The sequence below is a fragment of the Lentzea sp. NBRC 105346 genome, from assembly GCF_030269605.1.
In the GTDB taxonomy this organism is placed as follows: Bacteria; Actinomycetota; Actinomycetes; order Mycobacteriales; family Pseudonocardiaceae; genus Lentzea.
Window position 1 is genome coordinate 77,996 of record NZ_BSTQ01000023.1, and the last position, 24,048, is coordinate 102,043.

24 protein-coding genes are annotated in these 24,048 nt (G+C 69.4%); 14 read left to right on the top strand and 10 right to left on the bottom strand.

Annotated elements, in window-relative coordinates:
- Window positions 1–2: 2 nt before the first annotated feature.
- Complete coding sequence (locus tag QSK35_RS37705) at window positions 3–260, top strand: hypothetical protein (protein WP_285752557.1); 258 nt, start codon at window positions 3–5, stop codon at window positions 258–260.
- Here the strand turns inward: QSK35_RS37705 and QSK35_RS37710 are convergent.
- Entirely contained in the window at window positions 248–1,798 is a 1,551-nt protein-coding gene (locus tag QSK35_RS37710) for an Hsp70 family protein (protein WP_285752559.1), read from the bottom strand. The genes QSK35_RS37705 and QSK35_RS37710 overlap by 13 nt on opposite strands.
- A gap of 244 nt (window positions 1,799–2,042) precedes the next feature.
- Between QSK35_RS37710 and QSK35_RS37715 the strand changes: the two genes are divergently transcribed.
- The 3 genes from QSK35_RS37715 (at window position 2,043) to QSK35_RS37725 (ending at window position 6,115) form a co-directional block, all read left to right on the top strand.
- Window positions 2,043–2,762: an IniB N-terminal domain-containing protein gene (locus tag QSK35_RS37715; protein ID WP_285752561.1), complete on the top strand. Its 720-nt coding sequence runs from the start codon at window positions 2,043–2,045 to the stop codon at window positions 2,760–2,762.
- A gap of 81 nt (window positions 2,763–2,843) precedes the next feature.
- Entirely contained in the window at window positions 2,844–4,652 is a 1,809-nt protein-coding gene (locus QSK35_RS37720; protein ID WP_285752562.1) for a dynamin family protein, read from the top strand.
- A complete protein-coding gene (locus tag QSK35_RS37725) occupies window positions 4,649–6,115 on the top strand; it encodes a dynamin family protein (RefSeq protein ID WP_285752564.1) in 1,467 nt (488 codons plus the stop codon). Before QSK35_RS37720 ends, QSK35_RS37725 begins: the two co-directional genes overlap by 4 nt.
- Before the next feature lie 91 nt (window positions 6,116–6,206).
- Here QSK35_RS37725 and QSK35_RS37730 read toward each other — a convergent pair whose 3' ends face one another.
- The 4 genes from QSK35_RS37730 to QSK35_RS37745 form a co-directional block, all read right to left on the bottom strand.
- Entirely contained in the window at window positions 6,207–8,327 is a 2,121-nt protein-coding gene (locus QSK35_RS37730; protein WP_285752567.1) for a helix-turn-helix transcriptional regulator, read from the bottom strand.
- 66 nt (window positions 8,328–8,393) lie between these two features.
- The gene (locus QSK35_RS37735; protein WP_285752569.1) at window positions 8,394–9,101 is read right to left on the bottom strand and encodes a hypothetical protein; all 708 of its coding nucleotides are present in this window, start codon (window positions 9,099–9,101) and stop codon (window positions 8,394–8,396) included.
- A gap of 78 nt (window positions 9,102–9,179) precedes the next feature.
- Window positions 9,180–10,031, bottom strand: a complete 852-nt coding sequence (locus QSK35_RS37740; protein ID WP_285752571.1) for a serine/threonine dehydratase — start codon at window positions 10,029–10,031, stop codon at window positions 9,180–9,182.
- The gene (locus QSK35_RS37745; protein ID WP_285752572.1) at window positions 10,028–10,531 is read right to left on the bottom strand and encodes a DUF6584 family protein; all 504 of its coding nucleotides are present in this window, start codon (window positions 10,529–10,531) and stop codon (window positions 10,028–10,030) included. Before QSK35_RS37745 ends, QSK35_RS37740 begins: the two co-directional genes overlap by 4 nt.
- Before the next feature lie 37 nt (window positions 10,532–10,568).
- Here QSK35_RS37745 and QSK35_RS37750 point away from each other — a divergent pair, with 37 nt between their 5' ends.
- Window positions 10,569–11,723, top strand: coding sequence for a hypothetical protein (locus tag QSK35_RS37750; protein ID WP_285752573.1), 1,155 nt, complete (start codon window positions 10,569–10,571; stop codon window positions 11,721–11,723).
- Window positions 11,724–11,761: 38 nt separating this feature from the next.
- Complete coding sequence (locus QSK35_RS37755) at window positions 11,762–12,169, top strand: hypothetical protein (RefSeq protein ID WP_285752574.1); 408 nt, start codon at window positions 11,762–11,764, stop codon at window positions 12,167–12,169.
- Here the strand turns inward: QSK35_RS37755 and paaI are convergent.
- Complete coding sequence (paaI, locus tag QSK35_RS37760) at window positions 12,102–12,488, bottom strand: hydroxyphenylacetyl-CoA thioesterase PaaI (protein ID WP_285752575.1); 387 nt, start codon at window positions 12,486–12,488, stop codon at window positions 12,102–12,104. The two genes, QSK35_RS37755 and paaI, sit on opposite strands and share 68 nt — an antisense overlap.
- A 292-nt stretch (window positions 12,489–12,780) precedes the next feature.
- Here paaI and QSK35_RS37765 point away from each other — a divergent pair, with 292 nt between their 5' ends.
- On the top strand, window positions 12,781–13,149 hold the full coding sequence (locus tag QSK35_RS37765) for a hypothetical protein (protein ID WP_285752577.1): 369 nt from the start codon (window positions 12,781–12,783) through the stop codon (window positions 13,147–13,149).
- A gap of 58 nt (window positions 13,150–13,207) precedes the next feature.
- Here QSK35_RS37765 and QSK35_RS37770 read toward each other — a convergent pair whose 3' ends face one another.
- Entirely contained in the window at window positions 13,208–14,530 is a 1,323-nt protein-coding gene (locus tag QSK35_RS37770) for a glycoside hydrolase family 18 protein (protein WP_285752579.1), read from the bottom strand.
- 177 nt (window positions 14,531–14,707) lie between these two features.
- On the opposite strand from QSK35_RS37770, the gene QSK35_RS37775 reads away from it, so the two are divergent.
- Both QSK35_RS37775 and QSK35_RS37780 read left to right on the top strand, forming a co-directional pair.
- The gene (locus tag QSK35_RS37775; RefSeq protein ID WP_285752580.1) at window positions 14,708–15,703 is read left to right on the top strand and encodes a methionine synthase; all 996 of its coding nucleotides are present in this window, start codon (window positions 14,708–14,710) and stop codon (window positions 15,701–15,703) included.
- 90 nt (window positions 15,704–15,793) lie between these two features.
- Window positions 15,794–17,650, top strand: a complete 1,857-nt coding sequence (locus QSK35_RS37780; RefSeq protein ID WP_285752581.1) for a glycoside hydrolase family 9 protein — start codon at window positions 15,794–15,796, stop codon at window positions 17,648–17,650.
- On the opposite strand, the gene QSK35_RS37785 is transcribed toward QSK35_RS37780, so the two are convergent.
- Window positions 17,647–18,135 (bottom strand): GNAT family N-acetyltransferase, encoded by a 489-nt coding sequence (locus QSK35_RS37785; RefSeq protein ID WP_285752582.1) that lies wholly within the window; start codon window positions 18,133–18,135, stop codon window positions 17,647–17,649. The two genes, QSK35_RS37780 and QSK35_RS37785, sit on opposite strands and share 4 nt — an antisense overlap.
- A 22-nt stretch (window positions 18,136–18,157) precedes the next feature.
- On the opposite strand from QSK35_RS37785, the gene QSK35_RS37790 reads away from it, so the two are divergent.
- Genes QSK35_RS37790 through ligA form a run of 4 tightly spaced genes read left to right on the top strand, consistent with a single transcriptional unit; the run spans window position 18,158 to window position 21,993 of the window.
- On the top strand, window positions 18,158–18,667 hold the full coding sequence (locus tag QSK35_RS37790) for an LppU/SCO3897 family protein (RefSeq protein WP_285752583.1): 510 nt from the start codon (window positions 18,158–18,160) through the stop codon (window positions 18,665–18,667).
- Complete coding sequence (locus QSK35_RS37795) at window positions 18,649–19,221, top strand: YdeI/OmpD-associated family protein (protein ID WP_285752584.1); 573 nt, start codon at window positions 18,649–18,651, stop codon at window positions 19,219–19,221. The genes QSK35_RS37790 and QSK35_RS37795 overlap by 19 nt, the downstream gene beginning before the upstream one ends.
- Window positions 19,218–19,859: a hypothetical protein gene (locus QSK35_RS37800; protein ID WP_285752586.1), complete on the top strand. Its 642-nt coding sequence runs from the start codon at window positions 19,218–19,220 to the stop codon at window positions 19,857–19,859. Before QSK35_RS37795 ends, QSK35_RS37800 begins: the two co-directional genes overlap by 4 nt.
- Before the next feature lie 37 nt (window positions 19,860–19,896).
- Window positions 19,897–21,993, top strand: a complete 2,097-nt coding sequence (ligA, locus tag QSK35_RS37805) for an NAD-dependent DNA ligase LigA (RefSeq protein WP_285752587.1) — start codon at window positions 19,897–19,899, stop codon at window positions 21,991–21,993.
- A gap of 451 nt (window positions 21,994–22,444) precedes the next feature.
- Here ligA and QSK35_RS37810 read toward each other — a convergent pair whose 3' ends face one another.
- Both QSK35_RS37810 and QSK35_RS37815 read right to left on the bottom strand, forming a co-directional pair.
- Window positions 22,445–22,906, bottom strand: a complete 462-nt coding sequence (locus QSK35_RS37810; RefSeq protein ID WP_285752589.1) for an SWIM zinc finger family protein — start codon at window positions 22,904–22,906, stop codon at window positions 22,445–22,447.
- A 44-nt stretch (window positions 22,907–22,950) separates the two neighbouring features.
- Window positions 22,951–23,175 (bottom strand): hypothetical protein, encoded by a 225-nt coding sequence (locus QSK35_RS37815; RefSeq protein WP_285752590.1) that lies wholly within the window; start codon window positions 23,173–23,175, stop codon window positions 22,951–22,953.
- A 109-nt stretch (window positions 23,176–23,284) separates the two neighbouring features.
- On the opposite strand from QSK35_RS37815, the gene QSK35_RS37820 reads away from it, so the two are divergent.
- Complete coding sequence (locus tag QSK35_RS37820) at window positions 23,285–24,016, top strand: 3-keto-5-aminohexanoate cleavage protein (RefSeq protein WP_285752591.1); 732 nt, start codon at window positions 23,285–23,287, stop codon at window positions 24,014–24,016.
- Window positions 24,017–24,048 lie beyond the last annotated feature (32 nt).

Consider the following 24,048-nt stretch of genomic DNA (forward strand, 5'->3'; position numbering starts at 1 on the left):
CCTTGGCGGCCAAGCTGGTTCATCCGTCCGCTCAGGTGCTCTCGGCCGAGCAGCACGCGCGGCTCAAGGCCGAGGCCAGGACCTGCTACTGGTTGACCATCGACCACTGCGCGGAAAGCACCGCGTGGCAGGAACTTCACCTGCGCGTCCTCGACCTGGTGCGCCAGATCGACGAGCTCGACCCGCGACGCGAGGTGCACATCCCGGGCCAGCTCACTCCACAACGGATGATCGACATCAGCCCGTTCTACCCGGCGTGACGACGTCCGCTCGGCGGTGGTGGGGGCGGGGGCGGCTCACTGCTGGCCGTGGACGTGGCGGCCGAAGCCGTTGTGGTGACGGGTGGCGCCACGGTCGTGGTCGGTTCGGCGCGGGGCGCCACGGTCGTCGTCGGCGCGGCCGAAGAGACCGGTACACCAGCGGCGGGTGCGGCTCCGGAGCGGCTCGCGGACGTCGTCGGCCTGCCTGCCGTTGAGTGATGAGGCGCGGTGGTGCCCTCGATCCGGCGCTCCTGCGGGGCGTGCGGCGCGGCCGGGGTGGGCGTCGGTGAGGTAGGAGCGTCGCCCGGTGACCCGGACGACCGATCGGGCCACGACGTGGCCGCCAGCGCCGCGGCACCCAGGACCACCAGGCCCGCGGCACCGAGCAGAATGCGCGGCCGCTTACGCCGCCGCACGGACGTGGTGGTCAGCGGAGCCGTCAAGACAACCGGGCGCGTCGGTGGTGCGGCCCGCCCGGCCGGTGGCTGGGCGGCGAGCGCGGCGCCGGTCGCGACCGAGGTGTGCTGGTCGGTGTCGACGGCGACGGGCCGGCCGAGTTCCTCGGAGATCAGTTGCGTGACCAGCGGAATCCGGGACGAGCCGCCGACGAGCAGCACCGCGGCGAGGTCGTCGGCGTCGAGCCCGGAGGAACGGACGGTGCGGCGCAACGCCTCCAGCGTGTCGGTCAGCGCCGGGCGGATCATGTGCTCGAACTCGGACCGCGTGAGCCGGACCTGGCTGCGTGCCGAGGGAAGCAGCACCGGGATCTGGACCTCGGTGTCGGACGACAGCGCCTCCTTCGCCTCGGTGCACTCGCGGCGCAGCCGGGCGACGGTGGAGAGCGTGACCGGGTCCTCGGGGTCGAGCGAGTCCAGGTCGGCGCAGGCGCGGACGTGTTCGAAGACCAGCTCGTCGAAGTCGATGCCGCCGAGCCGTTCGATGCCCTCCGGCCGGCCGAGCAGCTCGAAGCCCTCGGACTCGGTGCGCCGGAGCACGGCGGCGTCGAAGGTGCCGCCGCCCAGGTCGTAGACGGCGACCGCGCGACCTGGCTCGATCCGTTGTGCCGACGCGTAGTTGAGCGCGGCGGCCTCGGGTTCGGTCAGGAACACCACGTCGTCGAGGCCGACCTCCGCGAGGCCCTCGGCGAGCAGCGCCCGCTTGTGCGGGCCCCAGCCGGCGGGGTGGGTGATCGCGACCCGGCCGGGCGGCTCGCCCTCGCGTTCGGTCACCCGGTCCACCACCCAGCTCGCCAGCTCGGCGGTGAGTTCGTGGGCATGCCACGCCTGGTCACGGAACATCATCGGGGTCGGGTCGCCGATGCGGCGTTTGAACTCCCGCGCGACCCGCTCGGGGTCGGTGACCGCCCGGCGTTCGGCGGCCTCACCGACCAGGACGTTGCCCTCGGCGGCGAGGTAGAGCACCGAGGCGACCGACGCCGACCGGGTTCCGAGCGCCACCACCTCGGCGGGCCGATCCGGCCGGTGCACGGCGGCGGCGGTGAACGTCGTGCCCAGGTCGACACCCAGCTGATAGACCACGGCGCGCACATTAGCAACAATTCACCGCAAAACAGCAATCCCCTAGTGCCCCTATTGCGCACCCGCGATCCCCGTCACTCAATCGAGTGGTGAGGTATGTTGCTCAGCCCTGAGCGACAACCCGTGGAATTCGGAGCGATCACCGATGGCTAGGCTTCGCCGCGGTCCTAGCGTTCCTACCGCCGGACTTGGTGTCCGGCGTGCATTAACGACGCTGAGCGACCTAGAGGAGAAGACAAGCGCCATGACCAGCCTGCTGGAATTCATTCTCAACCTGCTGCGCGATCCCGTGATGCAGGAGCAGTTCAAAGCAAACCCCCAGCAGGCTCTGCGGGATCACGGGTTCGACGAGGTCTGTGCCCAGGACGTGCACGACGCGTTGCCGCTGGTGGTGGACAACGTGCAGGTCAGTGGGCCGGGCGGTGGACTCCCGGCGGCGCAGCCGGGCGAGGACCACCTCGAGGTCGCGATCCGGCAGATCGACCACATCGTCAACAACTATTCCTATACCGACAGTCACGACACTTACGCGGACTATTCGGTGAACCAGACCATCTGGACGCAGGGCGACGTCAACCAGTCGTTCGACAACGACATGGACAGTGACACGATCGTGGTATCCGACAGCACGGTGGTCAACGGCGACGAGAACGTCGTCGGCGACGACTCGACGCAGGTGGACGTTCACTCGTTCGGTCGCGGTGACGTGTCGGTCAACACCGGAAGCAATTCCGAAACCGATTCGCACAACACGGTCGACGAGGTCAGTACGACCGATTCCCACGATGTCACTCACCAGGCGCCGGTCCACAACATCGAGCACGACGTGGTCCACGAGAACGTGCACGAGGTGACGATCGACCACACCCACCAGCACGGCCTGGTCAACGTGGACGACGCCCTGAACGACCTCGACGTGCTGAGCGACAACGACGTCGACGTGCTCAACGGCCTGCACCTGTAGTCAGCCCGCATCACCCGGTCCCCTACCCGGTCCGGCGCTGTCGCGCGCCGGGCCGGGCGACCGAACCCAAAGGGAGTCGCATTGTCGGTATCCGCTGCGATCGAGGTCGTCGACGTCGCGTTCCAGGCGGCCGTTGCCTACGGGCGCGCCGACTTCGGCGACCGGCTGCGCCAGACCAGGTGCAGGCTGACCGAGGACGGCGTCCGGGTGCTCGTCGTCGGCGAGTTCAAGCAGGGCAAGAGCCACCTGGTCAACGCGCTGATCAACGCCTCGGTGTGCCCGGTCGACGACGACATCGCCACGTGCGTGCCGACCGTGGTGCGGTTCGCCGAGGAACCGTCCGCGATGCTGGTCCGCACCACCACCGGTGAAGCGCCGGCCGAGGGCAAGGCGGTCCCGGTCGACCGGATCGCCGACTACGTCTGCGATCCCGCGAACCGGCAGGGCGCCAGCCACGCAGAGGTGGGCGTGCCGCGCACCCTGCTCGCCGGCGGGCTGATCCTGGTGGACACGCCGGGAGTCGCCGGCCTCGCGTCGTTGCACGGCGCCGCTACGCTCGCCGCGCTGCCGCTGGCGGACGCCGTCGTGTTCGTGTCCGACGCCGGCTCGGAGTACACCGCGGCGGAGATCGAGTTCCTGACGCACGCGGCGCAGGTGTGCCCGAACATCGTGTGCGCGTTGACGAAGACCGACCTGCACCCGCACTGGCGGCGGATCGCCGACCTCGACCGCGCGCACCTCGCGGACGCCGGGCTGGACGCCGACGTCGTGCCCGTCTCGTCGACGCTGCGCATGCACGCCGTGCGCACCAACGACCACATGCTCAACACGGAGTCCGGTTTCCCGGTCCTGATCGGACATCTGCGCGACCGCATCGGCGGCGAGGCGGGGCAGCTCGCGTGCCGCTCGGCCGCACACGACGTGCTGACGATCACCGAGCAGCTGACGGCGACGATGCGCGCGCAGCTGTCCGCGTACCAGGGCGGCGGCGCGTCGGACGGGCTGATCCGCGAGCTCGAATGCGCGCAGCTGCGGGCGGACCGGCTGCGGCAGCGGTCGTCACGCTGGCAGCAGACGCTCAGCGACGGCATCGCCGACCTGATCTCCGACGTCGAGTACGACCTGCGGGACCGGATGCGCCAGATCGGCCGCGACGCCGAACGTGAGATCGACGAGGCGGACCCGGCGGCGGTCGAGGACCGGTTCGCCGCGTGGCTGCAGCAACAGGTCTCCGGCGCGGCGTCGGCGAACTTCGTGTGGGCGATGGACCGCGCCCAGTGGCTGGCCGGCCAGGTCGCCGAGCACTTCGCCGAGGACGGCGGGAAGGTGCTGCCGGACCTGTCCGACATCGACTTCATGACCATGACCGGCTCCATCGACGCGATCGAGCTGCCGCGCGACGAGAAACTCAAGCTGGGCAACAAGTTGCTCCTCGGCATGCGCGGCGGGTACGGCGGCACGCTGATGTTCGGCATGGCGGGCACCCTGGTCGGGATGGCGCTGCTGAACCCGTTGTCCATCGCCGCCGGTCTGCTGCTAGGTGGCCGAACCGTCCGCGACGAACGCAAACGCCTCATGCAGCGCAAGCAGATGGAGGCCAAGAGCGCCGTCCGCCGCCATCTAGACGACGTGATCTTCCAGTTGGGCAAGGAATCCAGGGACATGCTCCGCGAGGTGCAACGCAGGTTGCGCGACCACTTCACCACCCAGGCCGAGGAGCTGCAGCGCTCGGTCAACGACTCGCTGCAGGCGGCGCAGAACGCCTTGCGCACCAACGAGGAGGAGAGCCGGCGCGCCATTCTTGACTTGAAGGCGGAGCTGGAACGGATCGCCGCGCTGGAGGAGATGGCGCGCGAACTGACGTCCTCCCGGGAGCTGGTGGCGCGATGAACACCAAGACCGGACTGGGCGCCGCCGTCCGCGCCGTGATGCGCCGCGCGATCAGGGAATACCGCGACAGCCCAGACACCGTCGCGTACCTGGAACGACACCTGGAGCGGATGGACGAACCGCTGCGAGTCGCCATCGCCGGCCGGGTGAAGGCGGGCAAGTCGACGTTGCTCAACGCGTTGGTGGGCGAGGAGATCGCCGCGACGGACGCAGGCGAGTGCACGCGTGCCGTCACGTGGTACCGCGACGCGAAGAGCCCGAAGATCACCGCGCACCTGGTGGACGCGCCCTCGCGGGACCTGCCGATCCAGCGCCGCGAAGGCGCGCTGCGCATCGACCTGAGCGGCACGTGGGCGGACCGCGTAGACCGCGTGGTCGTCGACTGGCCGTCGCAACACCTGCGCACCATGACCCTCATCGACACGCCGGGCCTGGAATCTTTGTCCACGGAGATCTCGGCGCGCACGGCCGACTTCCTCTCCGGCGACGAGGAACCGGCCGAGGCCGACGCGGTCATCTACCTGATGCGGCACCTGCACTCGGCGAACGTGCGGTTCCTGGAGTCGTTCTACGACCAGGGCATCGCGCGGGCGACGCCGGTGAACACCATCGCGGTGCTGTCGCGGGCCGACGAGATCGGCGCGGGCCGCATGGACGCCCTGATGTCCGCCCGCCGCATCGCCCGCCGGTACTGCGCGGACGAGAAGCTGCGCGCCCTGTGCCAGACCGTCGTGCCCGTCGCGGGCCTATTGGCCCAGGCGGCCAGGACCATGCGCCAGGCCGAGTTCAACACTTTCGTGGAACTCGTGGCGTCTCGTCGTGCCGATGTCGAGGCTGCCTTGTTGTCCGCGGACCGGTTCAAGCGGTACGACGGCCTGCAGCCGTGGGAGAGCGAGGACCTGCTCAACCGGTTCGGAATGTGCGGCGTCCGGCTGGCCGTGACCCTGGTGCGGCAGGGGTTCGACGACCCGCAGCGGTTGTCCGAGGAGCTCGTGCGGCGCAGCGGGCTCGGCACGTTGACCGAGGTGCTCAACGCCCAGTTCACCGAGCGCACCGAGCTGCTGAAGGCGCGATCCGCGTTGCTGGCTTTGGACGTGGTGCTCTCGCGTGTGCCGCGTCCGGAGACCCAGTCGCTGGTCGTCGAGGTGGAGCGGATCATCGCCGGGGCGCACGAGTTCGCCGAGCTCCGGCTGCTCAGCTCGTTGCGGCTGGGCACGTTGAAGCTGCCGGCCGAGTCGCTGGCCGAGGCCGAGCGGCTGCTCGGCGGACTGGGCGCGGGTCCGTCGACGCGGCTCGGCCTCGGCGTGCACGCGAGTACGGGGGAGCAGCGCAACGCTGCGCTGGATGCGGTGAGCCGGTGGCGGCGCCGGCTGGAGAACCCCTTGTCCAGCCTGGCGATGGCGGACGCTTCGCGGGTGATCATCCGGTCCTGCGAGGGTGTGCTGGCGGACCTGGAGGACTGAACTCAGAGGTCCCCCGGCTCGGGGGACCCCCGGTTTTTACTCTGCCACAAGGGTCTGACAATTCCGGCCCCGGCCGCGGCGAACGGGCCGTTCACGACATCAGCAGCGTCCGCAGGTGCGTGAAGAGTTCCGACCGCGTCGCACATCCGAGCCGCCGGCGCATCTTCGCCACATGATGCTCAACGGTCTTCGCCGAAATGAACAGCCGCTCCCCGATCTGCTTGTAGGTCAACCCGGTCACAACCAGCTCGGCCACCTCCCGCTCCCGCCCACTGAGCGGAGTCCCAAGCAGTTCCCCAGGCGAAGCCTCCGCAGGCGGATCGGGCGTCAAACTCCGCGCACACCCGAGCAGCGAACTCATGGTCGCCCGATCCCGACACCGGATCGCAGCCTGCCCAGCCAGCCGCGCCCCGTCCCACCCACGCCCCGACGACCACAGACCACGTGCAGCCTGTGAGACGGCGACCGGGTCGATGTCACAGGCCAGCACGCGCAGCCACACGCGGGCCGCGTCAGCGAGCACGGGGTCCGTCAGCAACGCGGCGTACCGGTTCGCATCCGCCGGGGACTCGGCAACGATGGCGGCCTGCAGCAGCGACCAGTGCAGCGGCCCAGCCCAGAACGCCGGCCGACCTAGGTCGTCAAGCAGCCGTTCGGCATCAACCACGTGCGCCGCGGTCCAAGCCCGCTCTCCAACGCGAGCCGCACCAATCGCCAGCTCTCCCAACGCGAACAACATGTACAGATCCACGCTGTGGTGCAGCACGGCCTCACGGGCCCGGCCCCAAGCGGTGGCCAGCGCCGCCGCGTCACCCGCCCGCCGCGCGATGGCGACACCGAGGGCCCCGGCGATCAGTTCGTCGCGGGGTTCGAGTGGACCGGACAGGAGCATCGCCCGCGACCGAGCGAGATCGCCCTTGAGCATGACGATCCACGCCCGCAGCAGCCGGTGTCGAAAAAGATCGTTGCCCAGCACGGACTCCGCCACGGCCAGCTCTCCACAGTGGAGCGCGGCGATCGCAGCCAGCGAAGCCGGGTCGTCGGTGAGCAACGCGGTGTCACCGGCCGGTCCGAGCAACGCGGCCGCGCGCGTGAGCCGGGACAGGGCCGCGGCCGGCGCACCTGTCACCGTGTCGAGAAGCCCTTCCGCCACCAACTGTGCGGCGCCGCCCAGCAACGTCGGGCCACAGCGGCCGGCCAGAAATACGTCCTGTGCTTCCCCGAGAGCGCCCGTCCCGAGCAACGCCGGCACGGCCACGAAAGCGTGCTCTCCCAACGCGGGCACACCGAGCCACCGGTAGAGGTCGGCGCCACGGCCCAGCATGCCGCGCCGCGCCAGCACGGCGGCCGCCACCATGACCGCGCGCGGGCGGTCCGGCGCGTCCGGCGTGCGGATCACCTGGTCCGCGAACCGCAGGGCGGCGTCGAGATCCCCGTCGAGCGCGGCCGTCTCGGCGCGGCGGGCCAGCATCGGGCGGGTCTGCGTGGCCGGCGTGAGCTGGAGCACCGCCGAGCGTGCCAACGGGATCAGCGCGCCGGTGTCGGTGAGCAGACCGGTCGCGAGCGCGCCCTCGCACGCGGGTGCGTCGACGCCGACCGCCTTGGCCACCAGCACCTCCCGCACCGCCGGTTCCAGGCAGTCCAGCGTGTGCCGGAACTGCTCCACCAGGCTGGGCGGGATCACCGCGGGACCCGTCAGGTCGCCGTCGCGCACCTGTCCGCTGTCGTGCAGTGCGGCGATGAACCGGTCCACCAGCGTCGGCATGCCGTCCGTCTGCTCGAACAGGAAGGCCACGAGCGACTCGGACGGCGTGCCGAGCACCGCTTCCGCGCGAGCCGCCACACCGAGACGATCGAGCCGGCCCAGCACTACCGGTGGGCGGCACCGGCCGAGCACCGCTCCCAACGCGCTCAGCGCGGACGGGCGGGGCCATGGGCGGTAGGCGACCACCAGCCGGTGTTCCCGCGTCACGGCCAGCCTGCGCAGGTTGTCCAGCGTCGGGTCGTCCAGCTCGTGGGCATCGTCCACCAGGAGCACGGCCGAGGTGTCCTCTGTGTACTCACGTGCCACCTGGACGCCCGCTGAACGGTAGAGCGTGGCCAAGGCGTCCAGCATCGCGGACTTGCCGGTGCCACCCTGGCCCACCACCGCGGCTACCAGCGGGGCGTGCGGATCGGCTGAGACGTCACGACAAAGCCGGTGCGCCGGCAATCGGTCCTCCTGAGGTTGATCGTCTCCCCGACGCTCTAGGAGGTATCGGCGGCTGCCGCGGAATCTTTAGCTCAACCCACTGATCACCGCGGAAACGACGACCGCCACCACGTACACACCGGACACAGCCGCCACGACGCGCGTACGTCGCGCCTCCGTCAACGGCGTGAACGTCAGCACCCACGCCAGCAACGGCAACAGCAGCACGCCGTGCATCGCGACGCCGTGCGCGAGCTTCCACGTCCCGGCCGTCGCGTAGGCGATGTCATGCCCCTCGGTCAGCGTCAGCACCACACCACGGGCGATCATCACCGCGCCGAACACCATGGCGGCCAGGAACGTCAGCGACCCCACCCGCACGGCGAGCGTCATGGACGGCGTCAGGTGCCGCGCCCGCAACGCCGCCACCACGATCCACACCACCGTGAAGATGATCAGCCCGCCGCCGACGGCGAGGCTGCGCGCCACGAGCGCGTCGAACGGCGTCTCGTCGTTGAAATGCGACGGCACCTTCCGCCACGCCTGCAGGGTGATCAGGAGCACCTCCATCACCGAGGCGAACGTGAAGATCCCCAGCACCCACGACTTGACGCGCAGCAGCCCGCTGACCCACGCGACGGTCGCCAGCGTGATGCCGAACGACACGCCGAACGTCACGGCCTTTCGCCACGACACCGGGCCCTCCCACGGCCCACCGTCCACGAAGAACACGACGAGGTGGAACAACCCGCTCACGAAGAGCACCACGCTGATCCAGTACGCGACTTTCCTCATGCACCACAGCGTTGAGCCGAACACCCAAAAAAGCGTCAGCGTCAGACGGGCACCCGCGTACGCAATCTGACGTACGGCCTAGGCAGGCACCCATTCGCTGTTGGCGCCGCAGAGGATCACGCACGGCAGGTCGCCCGGCACGTCCCCCTTCAGGAACGCGGCGAACGCCACGGCCGACGCGGGCTCGACGGCCAGCCGGAACTCCTCCCACAGCCGGTCGCGCGCGGCCAGCAGCTCGTCATCGGTCACGAGCACCGACCGCACGTTGTGCGACTGCAGGATCCGCAGCGGAACCTCGCCCGCCTGGGTCGCACCCAGTGCCGACGCGGCGACCGAGTCCACCGGTGACGCGACCGGTTTACCTGCGGCCAAGGCGTTGTGCATCGCGCAGCAACCCGAAGGTTCCACGGCCACGATGAGCCGTCCGCCGGACGCCAGGGCGGCACCGGCGACCAGGCCGCCACCACCGACGGCGACCGCGATCGCGTCCACGGCGGGCACGTCGGCGACGATCTCTTCGGTGACCGTGCGCTGGCCGGCGATCACGTCCGGGTCGTTGTAGGCCTCCAGGAACACCGGCCCGAACTCGCGCGCGGCGGCTGCGGCCTCCGCGTAGGTGGCGCCGTGCCGGATCAGCTTCGCGCCGGCCGCCTCGATGCGGCGCGTCTTCGACTCGGGCGCGGTGACCGGCACGAACACGGTCGCGTGCACGCCGAGCAGTTGCGCGGCGCGGGCGACGCCCAGGCCGTGGTTGCCGCCGGACGCCGTGACGACCTCGGCCGGGTTGTCGAGCGACAGCAGCTTGTTCAGGGCGCCGCGGATCTTGAACGAGCCGGTGAGCTGGAGGTGCTCCAGCTTGAACACGAGCGGGCGGCCGTCGACGACGGCATGCATGACCGGCGTGCGGCGGATGTAGGGGCGGATGCTCATGCCACCAGCTTCCACACGAACTGCGCCAGCGTCACCAGACCGAGCAGGAAACACACCACGACGAGCGTGCCGCCCAACATCACCAGCACGCACGTCAGCCACGACGTCTCCTCGCGCGGGGTGGCGTCGAGCTCGTGCTGCAGCTGGATCTGCGCCTCCAGATGTAACGCGGCGAGCCGCGAGCGCGCAGTGTCCGTCGGCGCGTCCTCGAGCGTGCCGAACCAGCCCAGCGAGTTCAGCCGCACCGCGGGCTTGCGGTAGGCGCGCTCGAACGCGATGGCCTCCTCGGGATCGCGTTCGTCGGACAGGTAGTCCCATCGGCCGGCCTGCGCCGGTTGGCCGAGCACCCGGTACACCTCGGCGAGCCGGCGGCGCAGATCCAGCCGGTGCGGATACGTCCCGACCAGGCCGGCCAGGCGCTGCCGGGCGCGCAGAACGCTCGCGAGGTCACCCCGCCGCAGCTCTTCCGCGGCCCTGTCGAGCGTCTGCTCTACCGGCATGGGCAACAGTGTCGCAAACGCGACTACGGTCCACCCTGTGATCGTCCTATACCTGCTGGTGTTCGGTCTCGCTTGGTGGCTCGGCCTCTATCTGGTCGTACGCGACTGGACGAAACCGTTGCTGTGGTGGGCGGGTGGCGGGCTCGTCGCGTTCGCCGCGGCCGTCGTGTGGCCCGTGCCCGCACTGGTCTGCGTGCCCGCGCTCGCGTGGACCGGCGTGATCCTGTGCCTGCTGGGCGCCAGGTGGTGGATTTACGCCGTGGTGCCCGTGTTCGCGCTGGCGCTCTGGGTGCCGTGGATCGTGCTCGTCCCGCTGGCGATCGCGTTCGCGCTCGCGCTGCGTTCCAAGGTGTTCCTGTCACTCGTCACGGTGATGTTCGGTCTCGGTGCGGGTGCATTCCTGCTCCAACTGTTGCCACCCGTGTGGTCGCTCCCCCTGATCGGGGTTGACCTGATCGTGCTCGGTGTAGTCGTCGCGGTGACCGACGCCGTCGAGGCGGGCGAGGCGATCCGCGCGGACATGGTTCGTTCGCTCGTCGTCTCGGTGCTCACGGCGGCGCTGTTCGGCGGTCAGGTCGCGCTGTTCCTCCGGCCGGGCATGGAACCGCTCTTGTACGGAACCGTGGCGGCGGCGATCGCCGTGCAGGTGCTCGCGTCGCCGATCGCGAGCGCGGTCGACCGGCTCGCGGTGCCGCGTGTCGCCGCCGAACGCGCCGAGCTGCGCGAGGCCGCGGACGCGTTGCCCCGCCGCGCCCCGAGCACGCTCGACGGCATCGGCGCGGACGAGTTCGCCCGCCTCACCCGGCGCGCGCTGACCCACTACGGCGACCTCGGCAAGCTCGTCGCGTCACCGCTGACCGCGCTGCCGTCGATCGACCAGGCGTTGCCGCCGCTGGAACGCGCGGCCGAGTTGAAAAGACTGCTGCTGAAAAGCATTCTCCGGCTCAAACCGCGCACCGGTGACTTCGGCACGAGCGATGAATGGCGGCACTACAACGCGCTCTACTTCTACTACGTCGCCGGAATCCGCCCGTATTCGGTACGGACGAAACGCGCGGACCTCGATCCGGTCGCGAAGCAGGCGTTGTCGTGGTTCGTCACGCAGGTGCCCGAGCGGACGCTGCACAACTGGCAGAACGCCGCCGCACGCCTGGTCGCGGCCGATCTGATGGCAGGTGTTGGCAGCGTTTGACGTGGTGCTGGCAGTGATCGGCGGCCCATCGTCGAGCCATGTTGAAATTCGCACTGAAACTCGATGGCATCGCTTCCGGCGCACTGGGCCTGCTCGCCCTGCTGATCCGTCCCGCGGTCGGTTATCCGCAGGCTTTCCTGATCGGGATCGGCGCATTCCTCGTCTGCTACGGCACGTTCGCGTTCTGGCTCGGCACGCGTCCTTCGCCGGACCGCAGGCTCGTCCTGCTGGTCATTGTCGGCAACGCGTTGTGGGTGGCCGACAGCGTCGTCGCCCTGGAGTGGTTCCCGCTGAACGGGTGGGGCGTCGCGCTGACGATCGCTCAGGCGCTCGCGGTCGCCGGCTTCATCACGCTGCAGATCATCGGCCTGCGCCGATTCAACTCTTCAGCGTCCGGCTCCGCCCGCGGAACTCGGCCACGATCTCCGCACCCCGCCGCACCGTGATGTCGTAGATCCCGCTGCGGCCGAACAGGGTCCGCTCGACGGCCTCGGCCTCCAGCAGGTCCCCGGTGTGCACGGGCAGGATGAAGTCGATCTCGGCGGTCGCCGCGACGGTGACCGCCCCCGGCTTGTTGCACGCGCAGGCGAACGCCGTGTCCGCCAACAGGAAGACGTACCCGCCGTGCGCGATGCCGTGGCCGTTGATCATCAGGTCGGTGACGGGCATGGTGAGCTTCGCGTAGCCGTCGCGCAGCTCCACCGGCGTGATGCCGAGGGCGTTGGACGCCACGTCCGCGGCCAGCATCTCAGCAGGTCCATCCATTCCGGTAACTGTAATCACCCTGAAGGTGGTGTCACCCAGCGTGGTAGCCGACTTACCGTCCGAGGTGATTGCTTGCTCAACCCACGTGGAGGTCGTCGTCATGGGTGGTTGCTCGTGCTGTAGTTCCTGCACCGGTCCTAGCTGCGGCTGCTGCGGGGCTTGCTAGACGGTTGAACGAAGGACCGGCCGGTGCCAGCCAGGCGCCGGCCGTTGTCGTGTGTCGTGGAAGTGGAACGACGTGCAACCCGCTCGCGCTGCGGCCCCGTCCTGTGGCCGGAACCGAGGGGGAAGCATGACGACCAAGATCGTGGCCGCGCTGGCGTGCGGTGTCCTGATGACGGCGTGTGGTGCTCCTGAACGTGCCCAACCGCAACCAGAGGCGCCCGCCGCAGCCCCACAGCAAATCGACGTGCTCACCCACTGCGGGCTCGAGTACGTCCGGTTCGACGGCCGGGTCTGGCGCGCCGAGACACCGCAGCCGGAGCCGAAGGTCCGGCCGGACGAGCAGGGCGTGACCGCGTACACCGGATACACCCACGGCACGATCACCGTGGTCGACCAGGACACGGCGCGCTTCACGTTCGACGAGAAGCGCTACGACGCACTCGTGCACGAGCTCGTGCTGCGGCCGGCGGCTCAGGAACCGCCGCTCTGCGACTAGACGAAGGCCCAGCCGTGGGACGGAAGATCCGCGGCTGGGCCTTCATCGGCAGGGGCGATCAGCCCGTGTAGGCCTTGAAAATGTTGGTGAACTCCCATGTCGACTGCGAGATCCCGCTGCACGACGGGGAAACCGACCCGTTCGGGCAACCGCCGTTGTCCCGCCCGACCGACCAGAAGCCGATCCGGTTGACGTGGTTGGTCTGCGCGTAGGCGAGCACCTTGCGCGCGTCGGCCTGCGTGGTGGTCATCCCCGTGTCGTTCTTGCCGATCATCGGGGTGAGACCGAGGCGGGCCTTGAGTTGCGCGTCCGACTGGGACGGCCAGATCTGCTTCATCTGCCCGACCGTGGCGTTCGCGGCCGCGACCATCGCGTCACCCCAGTTGCCGGTGTAACCGAAGTTCATCAGCATCGGGTTCACGATCACGTTGACCCCGCGCGCGGCGGCGTCCTGGATGATCTGCACCGAGAACGGGTCCATGCCGTAGTCCTGGCCCTGGATCCGCATCGTGTAGCTGACCGTGGTGCCGCGGGTGTCCTGCAGCTTCTTCAACGCCGTGTTGACGGTCGCCGTGGGGATCGACGCCTCTACGTCCACGTCCAGGCTGTTGCTGCCGACCGCGTCCAGCACCGCGGCGTAGGCGTTGTAGAGCGCGTCGGACGTGCCGCAGACGTTCTCCAGGTACGGCCCCATCGCGCCGCCGGTCGCGACGATCACGCTGCCGCCCTTGGCGCGCAACGCGTTGACGTCGTTGATGATCCGCGAGTCCTTGAGGTCGACCGTGCCGCCCCACTTCGGGTCGCAGCCCAGGCTGCTGCCGAGCGCGAACGCCAGCGTGAACACCTTCTGCCCGGTCGCGTCGGCGGTCGACGCCAGCGACGGCGTGGGCATCGTGATGTCGATGTACGGCGCCACGCGAGCGCTCCCACCGGACGGTGGCGGCACGGAAGTCGTTGTCGTGGTTGACGTCGTGGTGCTGGGCGGCGTCGTGTCAGTGCACGCGACGCCGTTCAGCTTGCAGTTCGACGGCAGGCCCGACCCGTTGACGATGAAACCGAAGCTCGCCGACGCGCCGGCCGCGACGTTGCCGTTGTACTCGCGGTTGGTGAACGTGTGGTGGTTGCCGCTGCTGGACAGCAGGGCGTCCCAGTACGAGCCGGGCGTGCTGCCCGCGGGCAGGTCGAACTCGAGCTTCCAGCCCGACAGCGCGGACGTGCCCGCGGTGATCGTGTACTTGCCCTGGTAGGCGCCACTCCACGTGGCGTCCTGGCTGAACGTCGCCGTCGGGCCGGCGGCCGCACCCGCGGGAGCGATCACCACGAGTGCGGTGACCAGGGCGGCGGCGGCAGCACTCGCGGCGAGGAGTGCGGATCGGGACATGAGCCCTCCGAAGTGCAGGGGAGTTCGTGGTGTGAGAACGCGGGGCGCGTCGCGTTCCCACACCACGTGCAGGGGGTGCCAACACTCAGCACCTGCTCAGTCACGGTAAGTGGCCTAGACCACATCGTCAATGGGTCTAGACCTTTTCTGTCTTCCGGACAGTGCGAGACTTTCCGGGTGCATGGAGCAACTGGCATCGGTTCACTGCCCGGAACGGACCCCGACGAGGCGGCGCGGATCGTCGTCGGGGAGCTGCCAGATCTGCCGCACCTGGCGGAGCTGCCGGCGAGGGGCGTCGGCGCGGACCTGATCGGGCGCACGGCGGGGTTGCTCGTCGACCTCGCGGTCGAGGTCGTCACGTCCGGCTACCGCGTCACCGCGAAGCCCGGCAAGGACCACCGGCGGGCCGTCGACCTGCTGCGCCGCGACCTCGACGCGTTCGAGGAGGCGCTGGAACGCGCGGGTGCGCAGCCCTCGGTGGTGAAGGTGCAGGCCGCCGGGCCGTGGACGCTCACCGCGGGCATCGAGCTGATGCGCGGCCACCGCGTGCTCACCGACCGTGGCGCGCTCAAGGAGTTCGCCGAGTCGCTCACCGAGGGGCTGCGGCAGCACGTGCGGGAGGTCGCCAAGCGGACCGGCGCGAAGGTCGTGGTGCAGCTGGACGAACCGGGCCTGCCCGCGGTGCTGAACGGCCTGCTGCCGACGCCGTCGAAGCTCGGCACCGTGCCGCCGGTGCCCGAACCCGAGGCGAGGGCGTTGCTCGCGGGCGTGATCGACGGGTTCGAGGACGTCATCGTGCACTGCTGCGCGCCCAAGCCGCCGCTGACGTTGCTGCGCGAGGCGGGTGCCTCCGCGATCGCGTTCGACGCGACGTTGATCAAGGGCACGGACAGTCTCGACGAGCTCGGTGAAACTTTCGAGGCCGGTACGCGGCTGCTGCTCGGGCTGGTGCCGAGCACCGATCCCGGACGGCCGGTGACGCTCAAGGAGGTCGCGGCGCCCGCGTTCGAGCTGGTCGACCGGCTGGGTTTCCCCAGGTCAACGCTGGCCGAGCAGGCGATCCCGACGCCGACGTGTGGCCTGGCGGGCGCGAAGCAGTCCTGGGTTATGCGTGCTTTGTCGCTTTCCCGTGACCTGGCCTCCGCCTTTTCGGAACCTCCCGAGGGCTGGTGATGTCCGATTCCGGCGGCTAATCTCCCTGCCACTATTAGGTAAGTTTCTTAACCGTAGGCCTGCCGCCGGGGCCGGAAACGGGGAGATTCCATGCGCTTCAGACGAACGGCCTTCGCCGTCGTGCTCGCCGCCATGGTCGTCACGTCCGCGCCCGCGGGTGCGGCTCCGGCCGGACACATCCGGCTGGATCAGGTCGGCTACGGCATCGGCGAGTCGAAGCAGGCGTACCTGCTCGGAGGCCAGGCCGGAGCCAAGTTCTCGGTGGTCGACTCCGCGGGTCGGACGGTGTTGTCGGGCAAGGTCGGCGCGAGCCTCGGCGGGTGGAGCGAGAAGTTCTCCGCCGTGTACCCGATCGACTTCAGCAAGGTCAGCGTGCCCGGCACGTACCGCGTGAAGGTCGGCGCCACGACGTCGCCCGCGTTCAAGATCGACACTCAGAACCGGCTGCTCTCGCCGGTCGCGCACAACACCGTCGAGTTCTTCCAGGCGCAGCGCGACGGCCGCGACGTCATCCCCGGCCGCCTGAACCGGCAGAAGTCGCACCTCACCGATGCCCAGGCGTCCGTCTACGAGACGCCGATCTTCAAGGGCGAGGGCGGCGACGAGATCGCGGCGCCGCTCAAGGCGACCGGCACGAAGATCGACGTCGAGGGCGGCTGGTTCGACGCGGGCGACTTCGTGAAGTTCACGCACGCCAGCTCGTACTCCGTCGCGTCGCTCTTCCTCGCCGAGCGCGGCCGCGCGAACGCCGCGGTGGACGCCGAGGCGAAGTTCGGGCTCAAGTGGCTCGACAAGGTGTGGGACGAGCGCGCCGGCGTGCTCTACGCCCAGGTCGGCATCGGCACCGGCAGTGAGGAGTTCGGGTTCGTCGGCGACCACGACGTGTGGCGCCTGCCCGAGGCCGACGACAAGCTGAACGTGAAGCCGGGCGACAGCGAGTACTTCATCAAGTACCGGCCGGTCTTCGCGGCGAACAAGGCGGGCGAGAAGATCAGCCCGAACCTGGTCGGCCGCGTCACCGCGTCGTTCGCGCTGGCCGCGCAGCTGGAGGCATCGCGCAATCCGGGTCTGGCCTGCCAGTACCTGGAGAAGGCGGCGAAGCTGTTCGCCCTGGCGAAGACCACGGATGTGGGCGAGCTCGTGACGGCGTTCCCGCACGCCTACTACCCCGAGGACTCGTGGGCCGACGACATGGAGTTCGGTGCCACCCAGCTCGCGCTGGCCGCGAAGGCGCTGAAGGACTCGCGCGCCACCAAGTGGGCTCGCGAGGCCACGCACTGGGCGTCGGTGTACCTGGCCAGCGGGGACAAGGACACGCTGAACGTCTACAACACCAGCGCGCTGGGGCACTACGACCTGGCCCGGCTGGTGCGCGCGGGCGTTCCCGGCGCCGAGGTGACCGAGGCGCAGCTCGTCGGTGACCTGCGCCGGCAGCTGCAGCAGGGACTGGACGCGTCGGCCGCGTCGCCGTTCCGCACCGCGGCGAAGGTCGACGACTTCGACGCCGCGTCGCGTTCGTTCGGCTTCGTCGCGACCGCCGAGCTGTACCAGAAGCTCACCGGTGACAAGAAGTTCGACGCGTTCGGCACGCAGCAGCGTGGCTTCACGCTGGGCTCCAACGCGTGGGGCACGACGCTGATCGTGGGCGTCGGCTCGAAGTTCCCGGAGTGCCCGCACCACCAGGCCGCGAACCTGGCCGGCTCGCCCAACGGCGGGCAGAAGGTGCTGGTGGGTGCCGTGATCAACGGACCGAACAACGCCGAGTACTTCGAGGACCTCGGCGAGATGCCCGCGGGTTCGGTGCCGTGCACCAAGCCGTACACCAAGGAGTTCGACTCGAAGACCTCGGTGTTCGCCGACGACCTCCGGTCGTGGCCGAGCTCCGAGCCCGCGATCGACTTCACGGCGACCGCGGTGCTGGGCTTCTCGTTGACGGCTCAGAACTAGAGCCGGTTGAACGGCTCCGCGTAACGGAACGCGCCGCTGGGCACCTCGTCGGAGGTGCCCAGCGGTCGTACCTGGAAGTGCGGGTCCCACTCCGCGACCGGCGGCGTGATGCCGAACTCGCGGGCGAGCCTGAAGCCGTAGCGGGAGTAGTAGTCCGGGCTGCCGAGCAGCACGATGACCTTCTCGTTCATCGCCTCCGCGGCGCCGATCACGCTGTGCATCAACGCCTTGCCCACGCCCTGCCGCTGGTGGTCCGGGTGCACGCTCAGCGGTCCCAGCCCGAGCGCCGGAACGTCGCCGACGTACCCGCGCGTGCAGACGACGTGGCCGATCACTCCGTCGGCGACGAGCGAGAGCTCCGGGATCCAGCCCTCGTCGGCGCGTAGCCACTCGATCAGTTGAACTTCGGGACCCGCTTTGAAAGCAGCCGAGGTCACGGCCGTGATGGCGTCGATGTCGGACGGGCGTTCCCGGCGGATCAGCATCCGCGCATTTAACCTCCGGACCGTGCGGGAGGGCATCAGAAATACGGCGGCCGCCGCCGTCGTCGGGGTGGTCGTCGTCGGGGTGTACAGCCTGGTCAGCAGGCCTGCGGAGGATCCCGTGCCGCGGGCGGCGGACTCGTTGATCCTCACCGACTACTCGAAGGGGCGCGCGGGCGACTGCGTGCGGTTCTCCGGGCCGGGGGAGGACGACCTCGGGGTGTCGGTGATCGACTGCGCGGGTGAGCGCGCGTCGTTGCGGATCGGGGCGGTGCTGTCCACTTCGGCCGGTGAGTGCCCGTCGGGCCGGTACAAGTTGTTGCGGGACACGAGGCACGACGCGTCGCTGTGCCTGTTGCCCAACGCGCGTGAGGGTGACTGCTTCAAGCTCGACGTGCGCAACGTGCAGAGGTCGGTGGTGGCGAAGGTCGACTGCGCGCTCGCGGACGTGCGCGTACTGCCCTTCCAGGAGAACTGCGCGCCCGCGTTGCGGTACGCGGAGCCTAAGGTGGTGTTGTGCCTGGGGAAGCCGTGATGCCGTTCGAGAGCGCCGCCGAGTGGGAGGCGTGGCTCGCGGAGCACCACGCTTCGGCACGGGAGCTCTGGATCAAGTTCGCGCGCAAGGGTTCCGGCATCCCGTCGGTCACCTACGACGAGGTGATCGAGATCGCGCTCTGCTACGGGTGGATCGACGGGCAGGTGCGGTCGTTCGACGAGCGCTACTTCCTGCAGCGCTACACGCCGCGGACCGCGCGCAGCAAGTGGTCGAAGATCAACTGTGGGCGCGCCGAGGAGCTGATCGCCGCGGGCCGGATGCGGCCCGCCGGCCTGGAGCAGGTCGAGCGCGCCAAGGCCGACGGCAGGTGGGACGCCGCCTACTCGGGGCCCGCGACGATCGAGGTTCACCCCGATCTGCAGGCGGCACTGGACGCGAACCCGGCCGCCGCGTCGTTCTTCGCCACGTTGGACAGTCGCAACCGGTACGCGATCCTGTTCCGCACACAGGACGCGAAGAAGCCGGAAACGCGGGCGCGGAGGATCGCGAAGTTCGTTCTCATGCTGGAGAAGGGTGAGAAGCTCTACCCATGAGTTGGTTCCGTCGTCGGCGTTCTCCGGAAGTGCCCGCTGTTCACCTGCCCAACCCCGCGGAGGCCGCGGAGCGGTTCTGGGAGCGGTGGCAGGACCTGCTGCCGGTGCTCAGCGCGTCGCTGGGCGAGGGCGAGACGCACCGCGTCGAGGAGGACATCCGCGCGTTGGTCGCGGAGCTGCACCCGGACCTGACGTGCTCGCTGGAGCAGGGCCACATCTCGATGTACGCGCTGGTCGTGACCGGTCAGGAGGACCCGCGGCTGCGGCCGTACACCGACGCGTGGATCTCGCTCGCGCCGCCTTCGGACATGGTGTGGGAGTTCCACGACTCGGTCCCGCCGGTGCCGGACCCGATGCTCGTGACGATCAACCTTGGTGAGCGCAAGATCGCGCTGGCGGACTTCCGGATCGTGGCGCAGGTGGACGGTGACGTCGTGGACGTGGCCGTGTACCACCCGGCGCTGGCCTCACTCGACGAGGCCGCGCGGCGCACGATGACGTTCCTGCCGCTGGACGTGACGCTCGGTGAGCGGCTGGCCGGTGAGCGGCTGCGGCGCGTGGAGACGGCTGATTTGGAACCGGCTGAAACGATCAGCCTGCTCGAGTTGCGCTCACTCGTCCGTGAGCTGGGCTCTTAGCCGAAAACTGTCAGACCCCCTCACTAAACTGACCCCCGTGAGCACCGAAAGCGTCGAAGACGTCCCCGCCGCAGTGCGTGACCGGCATGCCGCGCTGGCCGAGGAGGTCCGGGGGCACCAGTTCCGCTACTACGTCCTCGACTCGCCGACCGTCACGGACGGCGAGTTCGATGTGCTGCTGCGCGAGCTGCAGGCGTTGGAGGACGAGCATCCGGGGCTCGCGACGCCCGACTCGCCGACGCAGAAGGTGGGCGGCACGTTCTCGACCGAGTTCCGCGCGGTCGACCACCTGGAGCGGATGCTCAGCCTGGACAACGTGTTCTCGCTGGACGAGCTGCGGACGTGGTTCGAACGGGTGGAGAAGGAGGTCGGCGCGGGCACGCACTACCTGTGCGAGCTGAAGATCGACGGCCTGGCGATCAACCTGCTGTACGAGAACGGGCGGCTCACCCGTGCGCTGACCAGGGGCGACGGCCGCACCGGTGAGGACGTGACGCTGAACGTCCGCACGCTGCGGGACGTGCCTGAGGTGCTGACCGCGTCTCCGGAGTTCCCGATCCCCGCGGTGGTCGAGGTGCGCGGTGAGGTGTTCTTCGCGGTAGAGGACTTCCTCGCCCTGAACGCGTCCCTGGTGGAGGCGGGCAAGCCGCCGTTCGCGAACCCGCGCAACACGGCGGCGGGATCGTTGCGCCAGAAGGACCCCAAGGTCACCGCGTCACGCAAGCTGCGCATGATCTGCCACGGCATCGGCAAGCGCGAGGGCTTCGAGCTGGACCGGCAGTCTTCCGCCTACGAGGCCCTTCGGGCCTGGGGCCTGCCGGTGTCGTCGCACACGAAGGTGCTGACGTCGTACGAAGAGGTCAGCAAGCATGTCGAGTACTGGGGCGGCCACCGCCACGACGCGGTGCACGAGATCGACGGCGTAGTGATCAAGGTCGACGAGGTGTCGCTGCAACGCCGCCTGGGCACGACGTCGCGCGCCCCGCGCTGGGCCATCGCCTACAAGTACCCGCCGGAAGAGGCGACCACGACGTTGCTGGACATCCAGGTCCAGGTGGGCCGCACGGGCCGCGTCACTCCGTTCGCCGTCATGGAACCCGTGAAGGTCGCGGGCTCCACGGTCGCGCGGGCGACTTTGCACAACGCATCGGAGGTCAAGCGCAAGGGCGTGCTGATCGGCGACCGCATCGTGATCCGCAAGGCGGGTGACGTGATCCCCGAGGTGCTCGGCCCGGTGATGGAGCTGCGTCCCGCTGATGCTCGTGAGTTCGTGATGCCGCTGGTGTGCCCGTCCTGTGGTCACCAGCTGCGCCCGATGAAGGAGGGCGACGTCGACATCCGTTGCCCGAACGCGGCCGGGTGTCCGGGACAGCTGAAGGAGCGGCTCGCGTACCTGGGCAGCCGGTCGGCGCTGGACATCGAGGTGCTCGGCTACGAGGCCGCGGCCGCGATCGTCGAGTCCCCCGTGTACTCCGACGAGGGTGACCTGTTCTCTCTCGATGCGGATTCGTTGAAGCAGATCGAGCTGTTCCGCACCAAGGCGGGGGAGCTGTCGGCCAACGCGGTCAAGTTCCTGGAGAACCTGGAGACCGTCAAGTCACGTCCTCTGTGGAGGGTTCTGGTCGCCCTCTCCATCCGTCATGTCGGCCCGACCGCGGCCCGTGCCCTGGCCCTCGAGTTCGGTTCGATGGACGCGATCCTGTCGGCTTCGGAGGAGTCTCTGGCCGCGGCCGAAGGGGTTGGTCCGACGATCGCTGCCGCAGTGATGGAGTGGCGCGAAACCCCGTGGCGTCAGGAGATCGTCGCCAAGTGGCGTGCTGCTGGGGTGCGGATGGAGGACGAGCGTGACTCGTCCATCACCCGGAACCTCGAGGGCCTGTCGATTGTGGTCACCGGCTCGTTGCAGGAGTTCTCGCGCGATTCGGCGAAGGAGGCGATCCTGGCTCGCGGGGGGAAGGCGGCCGGGTCGGTCTCCAAGAAGACCGCCTTCGTCGTGGTCGGGGACGCTCCTGGGTCCAAGTACGACAAGGCTGTTCAGCTGAAGGTGCCGGTGTTGGACGAGGCGGGCTTCCAGGTCCTGCTGTCGGATGGCCCTGACGCGGCGCTCGCGGTAGCCGTGGTGGGGGAGTCGTAGTTTTCGCTTGCCCGGCTGCCGGTTTCGTGCGCGGTCTTTGGCTGCCGGTTGCGTGCGTGGTTGCTTGTTTGGCTGCCGGTTCCGTACGTGCCCACCTTCGGCGCGGTCGCCGATCCCGGAGCTGTCGGTCCCCCTCGCTAGCCTGGATACGGGGGCAGCTCACAACCCTCGCGCGCCGACACACCCCCAGCCGACCGTAGCGCCAGCCCCCGACAATCCGGGCTTCGCACCACATCCCCGCTCCGGCGCGAGTCTTACGTTCTCGCCCCCCGCGTCTTACGCTCCCGCCCCGTCCGCGCGAGTCGTACGTTCCCGCCCCGTCCGCGCGAGTCGTACGTTCCCCCGCGAGCCGTACCCTCCCTCACCGCACCCCACGTTCCCGCGCGAGTCCTCAACTCACCCCGGCGAGTCCTCAACTCACGCGATTCCACACCCCAGCCCGGCGCGCCCCTCAACCCTCGCGTGTTGCCCCCTCAACCCCGCCGAGTTGCCCATCCACGCTCCCCAAACGGGAGCCCCCGGCCTCCACAATCCGAGCCCGCAGCACCCGATCCCGCCCAGCGTGCTCATACAACAACTCGACCAGCGCCTCAGCCGACAGCGACCCCAAAACCGACCGCAACTCGACGTCCTCGGCATCGGGAGGCGGAACCGACCCACCCCGGTCAAGCAACACGAGCCCAACAGCCACGCAGTGCTTGCAGAAGAACCCCTCAACCCCATGCGGGCACGAGCACTCCCCAACCAACTGCGTCGAGCTCCACGAAAGAGACACGGTGTAGTCCCGCACGCAAGCGGCCACGTGCCGGCTGTGTACGTGCAGGTCACGCACGGCGTCGCGGTAGGTCAGGCCGCGCCAGTACGACTTGGCACCCGCGCGGTGCAGCAGGAGGTCGGTGGTGAGCGTCGACATGCCGTCATCCAACCGGGTGACGGCATGTCGGCAAAAAACAGAGCTCAGCCCGCGTGCTTCTCCATGTCCAGGAGCATCACGGCCGCGCGGTAGTGCTTGTTCGTGGCCAGGTCGCGGACCGTCTTGATGTTGAACGCGGCCTTGAGGTGTTCCGCGTCGCCCGCGCTGACGCCTGCCAGGGCGTCTACGGGGGCGTCGAGGATCTCCTTCAGGGGCTTGTCCTCGTAGGCCTTGTCGAGCAGGGCGTCCAGGTTCACCGAGAGTGCCATGATCACTTCTTCCGTGAGGAACAAAGGACCTACCCGATTGTGGTGCCGACGGGCGACCCTCGCAGGTTCACCCTGCCGCAACCCCGCAACCTGTGGTTTCGTAAAACGTGTGCTGCAAGCCTGCCTGAACGGCGCGCGCCGGCCCGGCGCGCACCCCTCGCTTCCGGTCACGCCGGAGCGGCTGGCCGAGGACGCGGTCGCCGTTGCCGAGCTTGGTGTGACGAGTGTTCACCTGCACCCGCGCGACGTCGTGGGGGCCGAGGTGCTGGCTGGGCCGGAGGTGGCGACCACGGTCGCGACCGTGAGAGCCGCGGCGCCCGCGTTGGAGATCGGGGTGACGACCGCGGCGGCGATCGAGCCGAACCCGTATCGGCGCACCGAGCTGATCAGGAGCTGGGCGCCGCTTGCGGCTGGGCGGCCGGACATCGCCAGCGTCAACGTGCACGAAGGCGGCTGGCTGGACGTCGCGAAGATCCTTTACGACGCCGGGATCGGCATTGAGCTGGGGGTGTTCCACCTGCAGGCCGCGCGCAGGCTCCAGCACTCCGAGCTGCCGCCTGGGACGGTCCGCATTCTGGCCGAGGTGCGGCCGGACAAGGCCGACCCGATCAGCGAGGCTGAGGCGTTGCTGTGCGAGTTGGAGCCGTTCGGGCTGCCGATTCTGCTGCACGGCGAGGGCGACAGCGCGTGGCCCGTGCTGACGTACGCGGCACGGCTGGAGCTCGACACCCGCATCGGGTTGGAGGACACGCTGACGCTGCCGGACGGCACGCCGGCCAAGGACAACTCGGCGCTCGTCGCCCAGGCCCGCCGCACCCAGCGGGCCCTGGCACCGAGCTGAACTACCCTCGGAGATCGATTCCATGGGGGTGG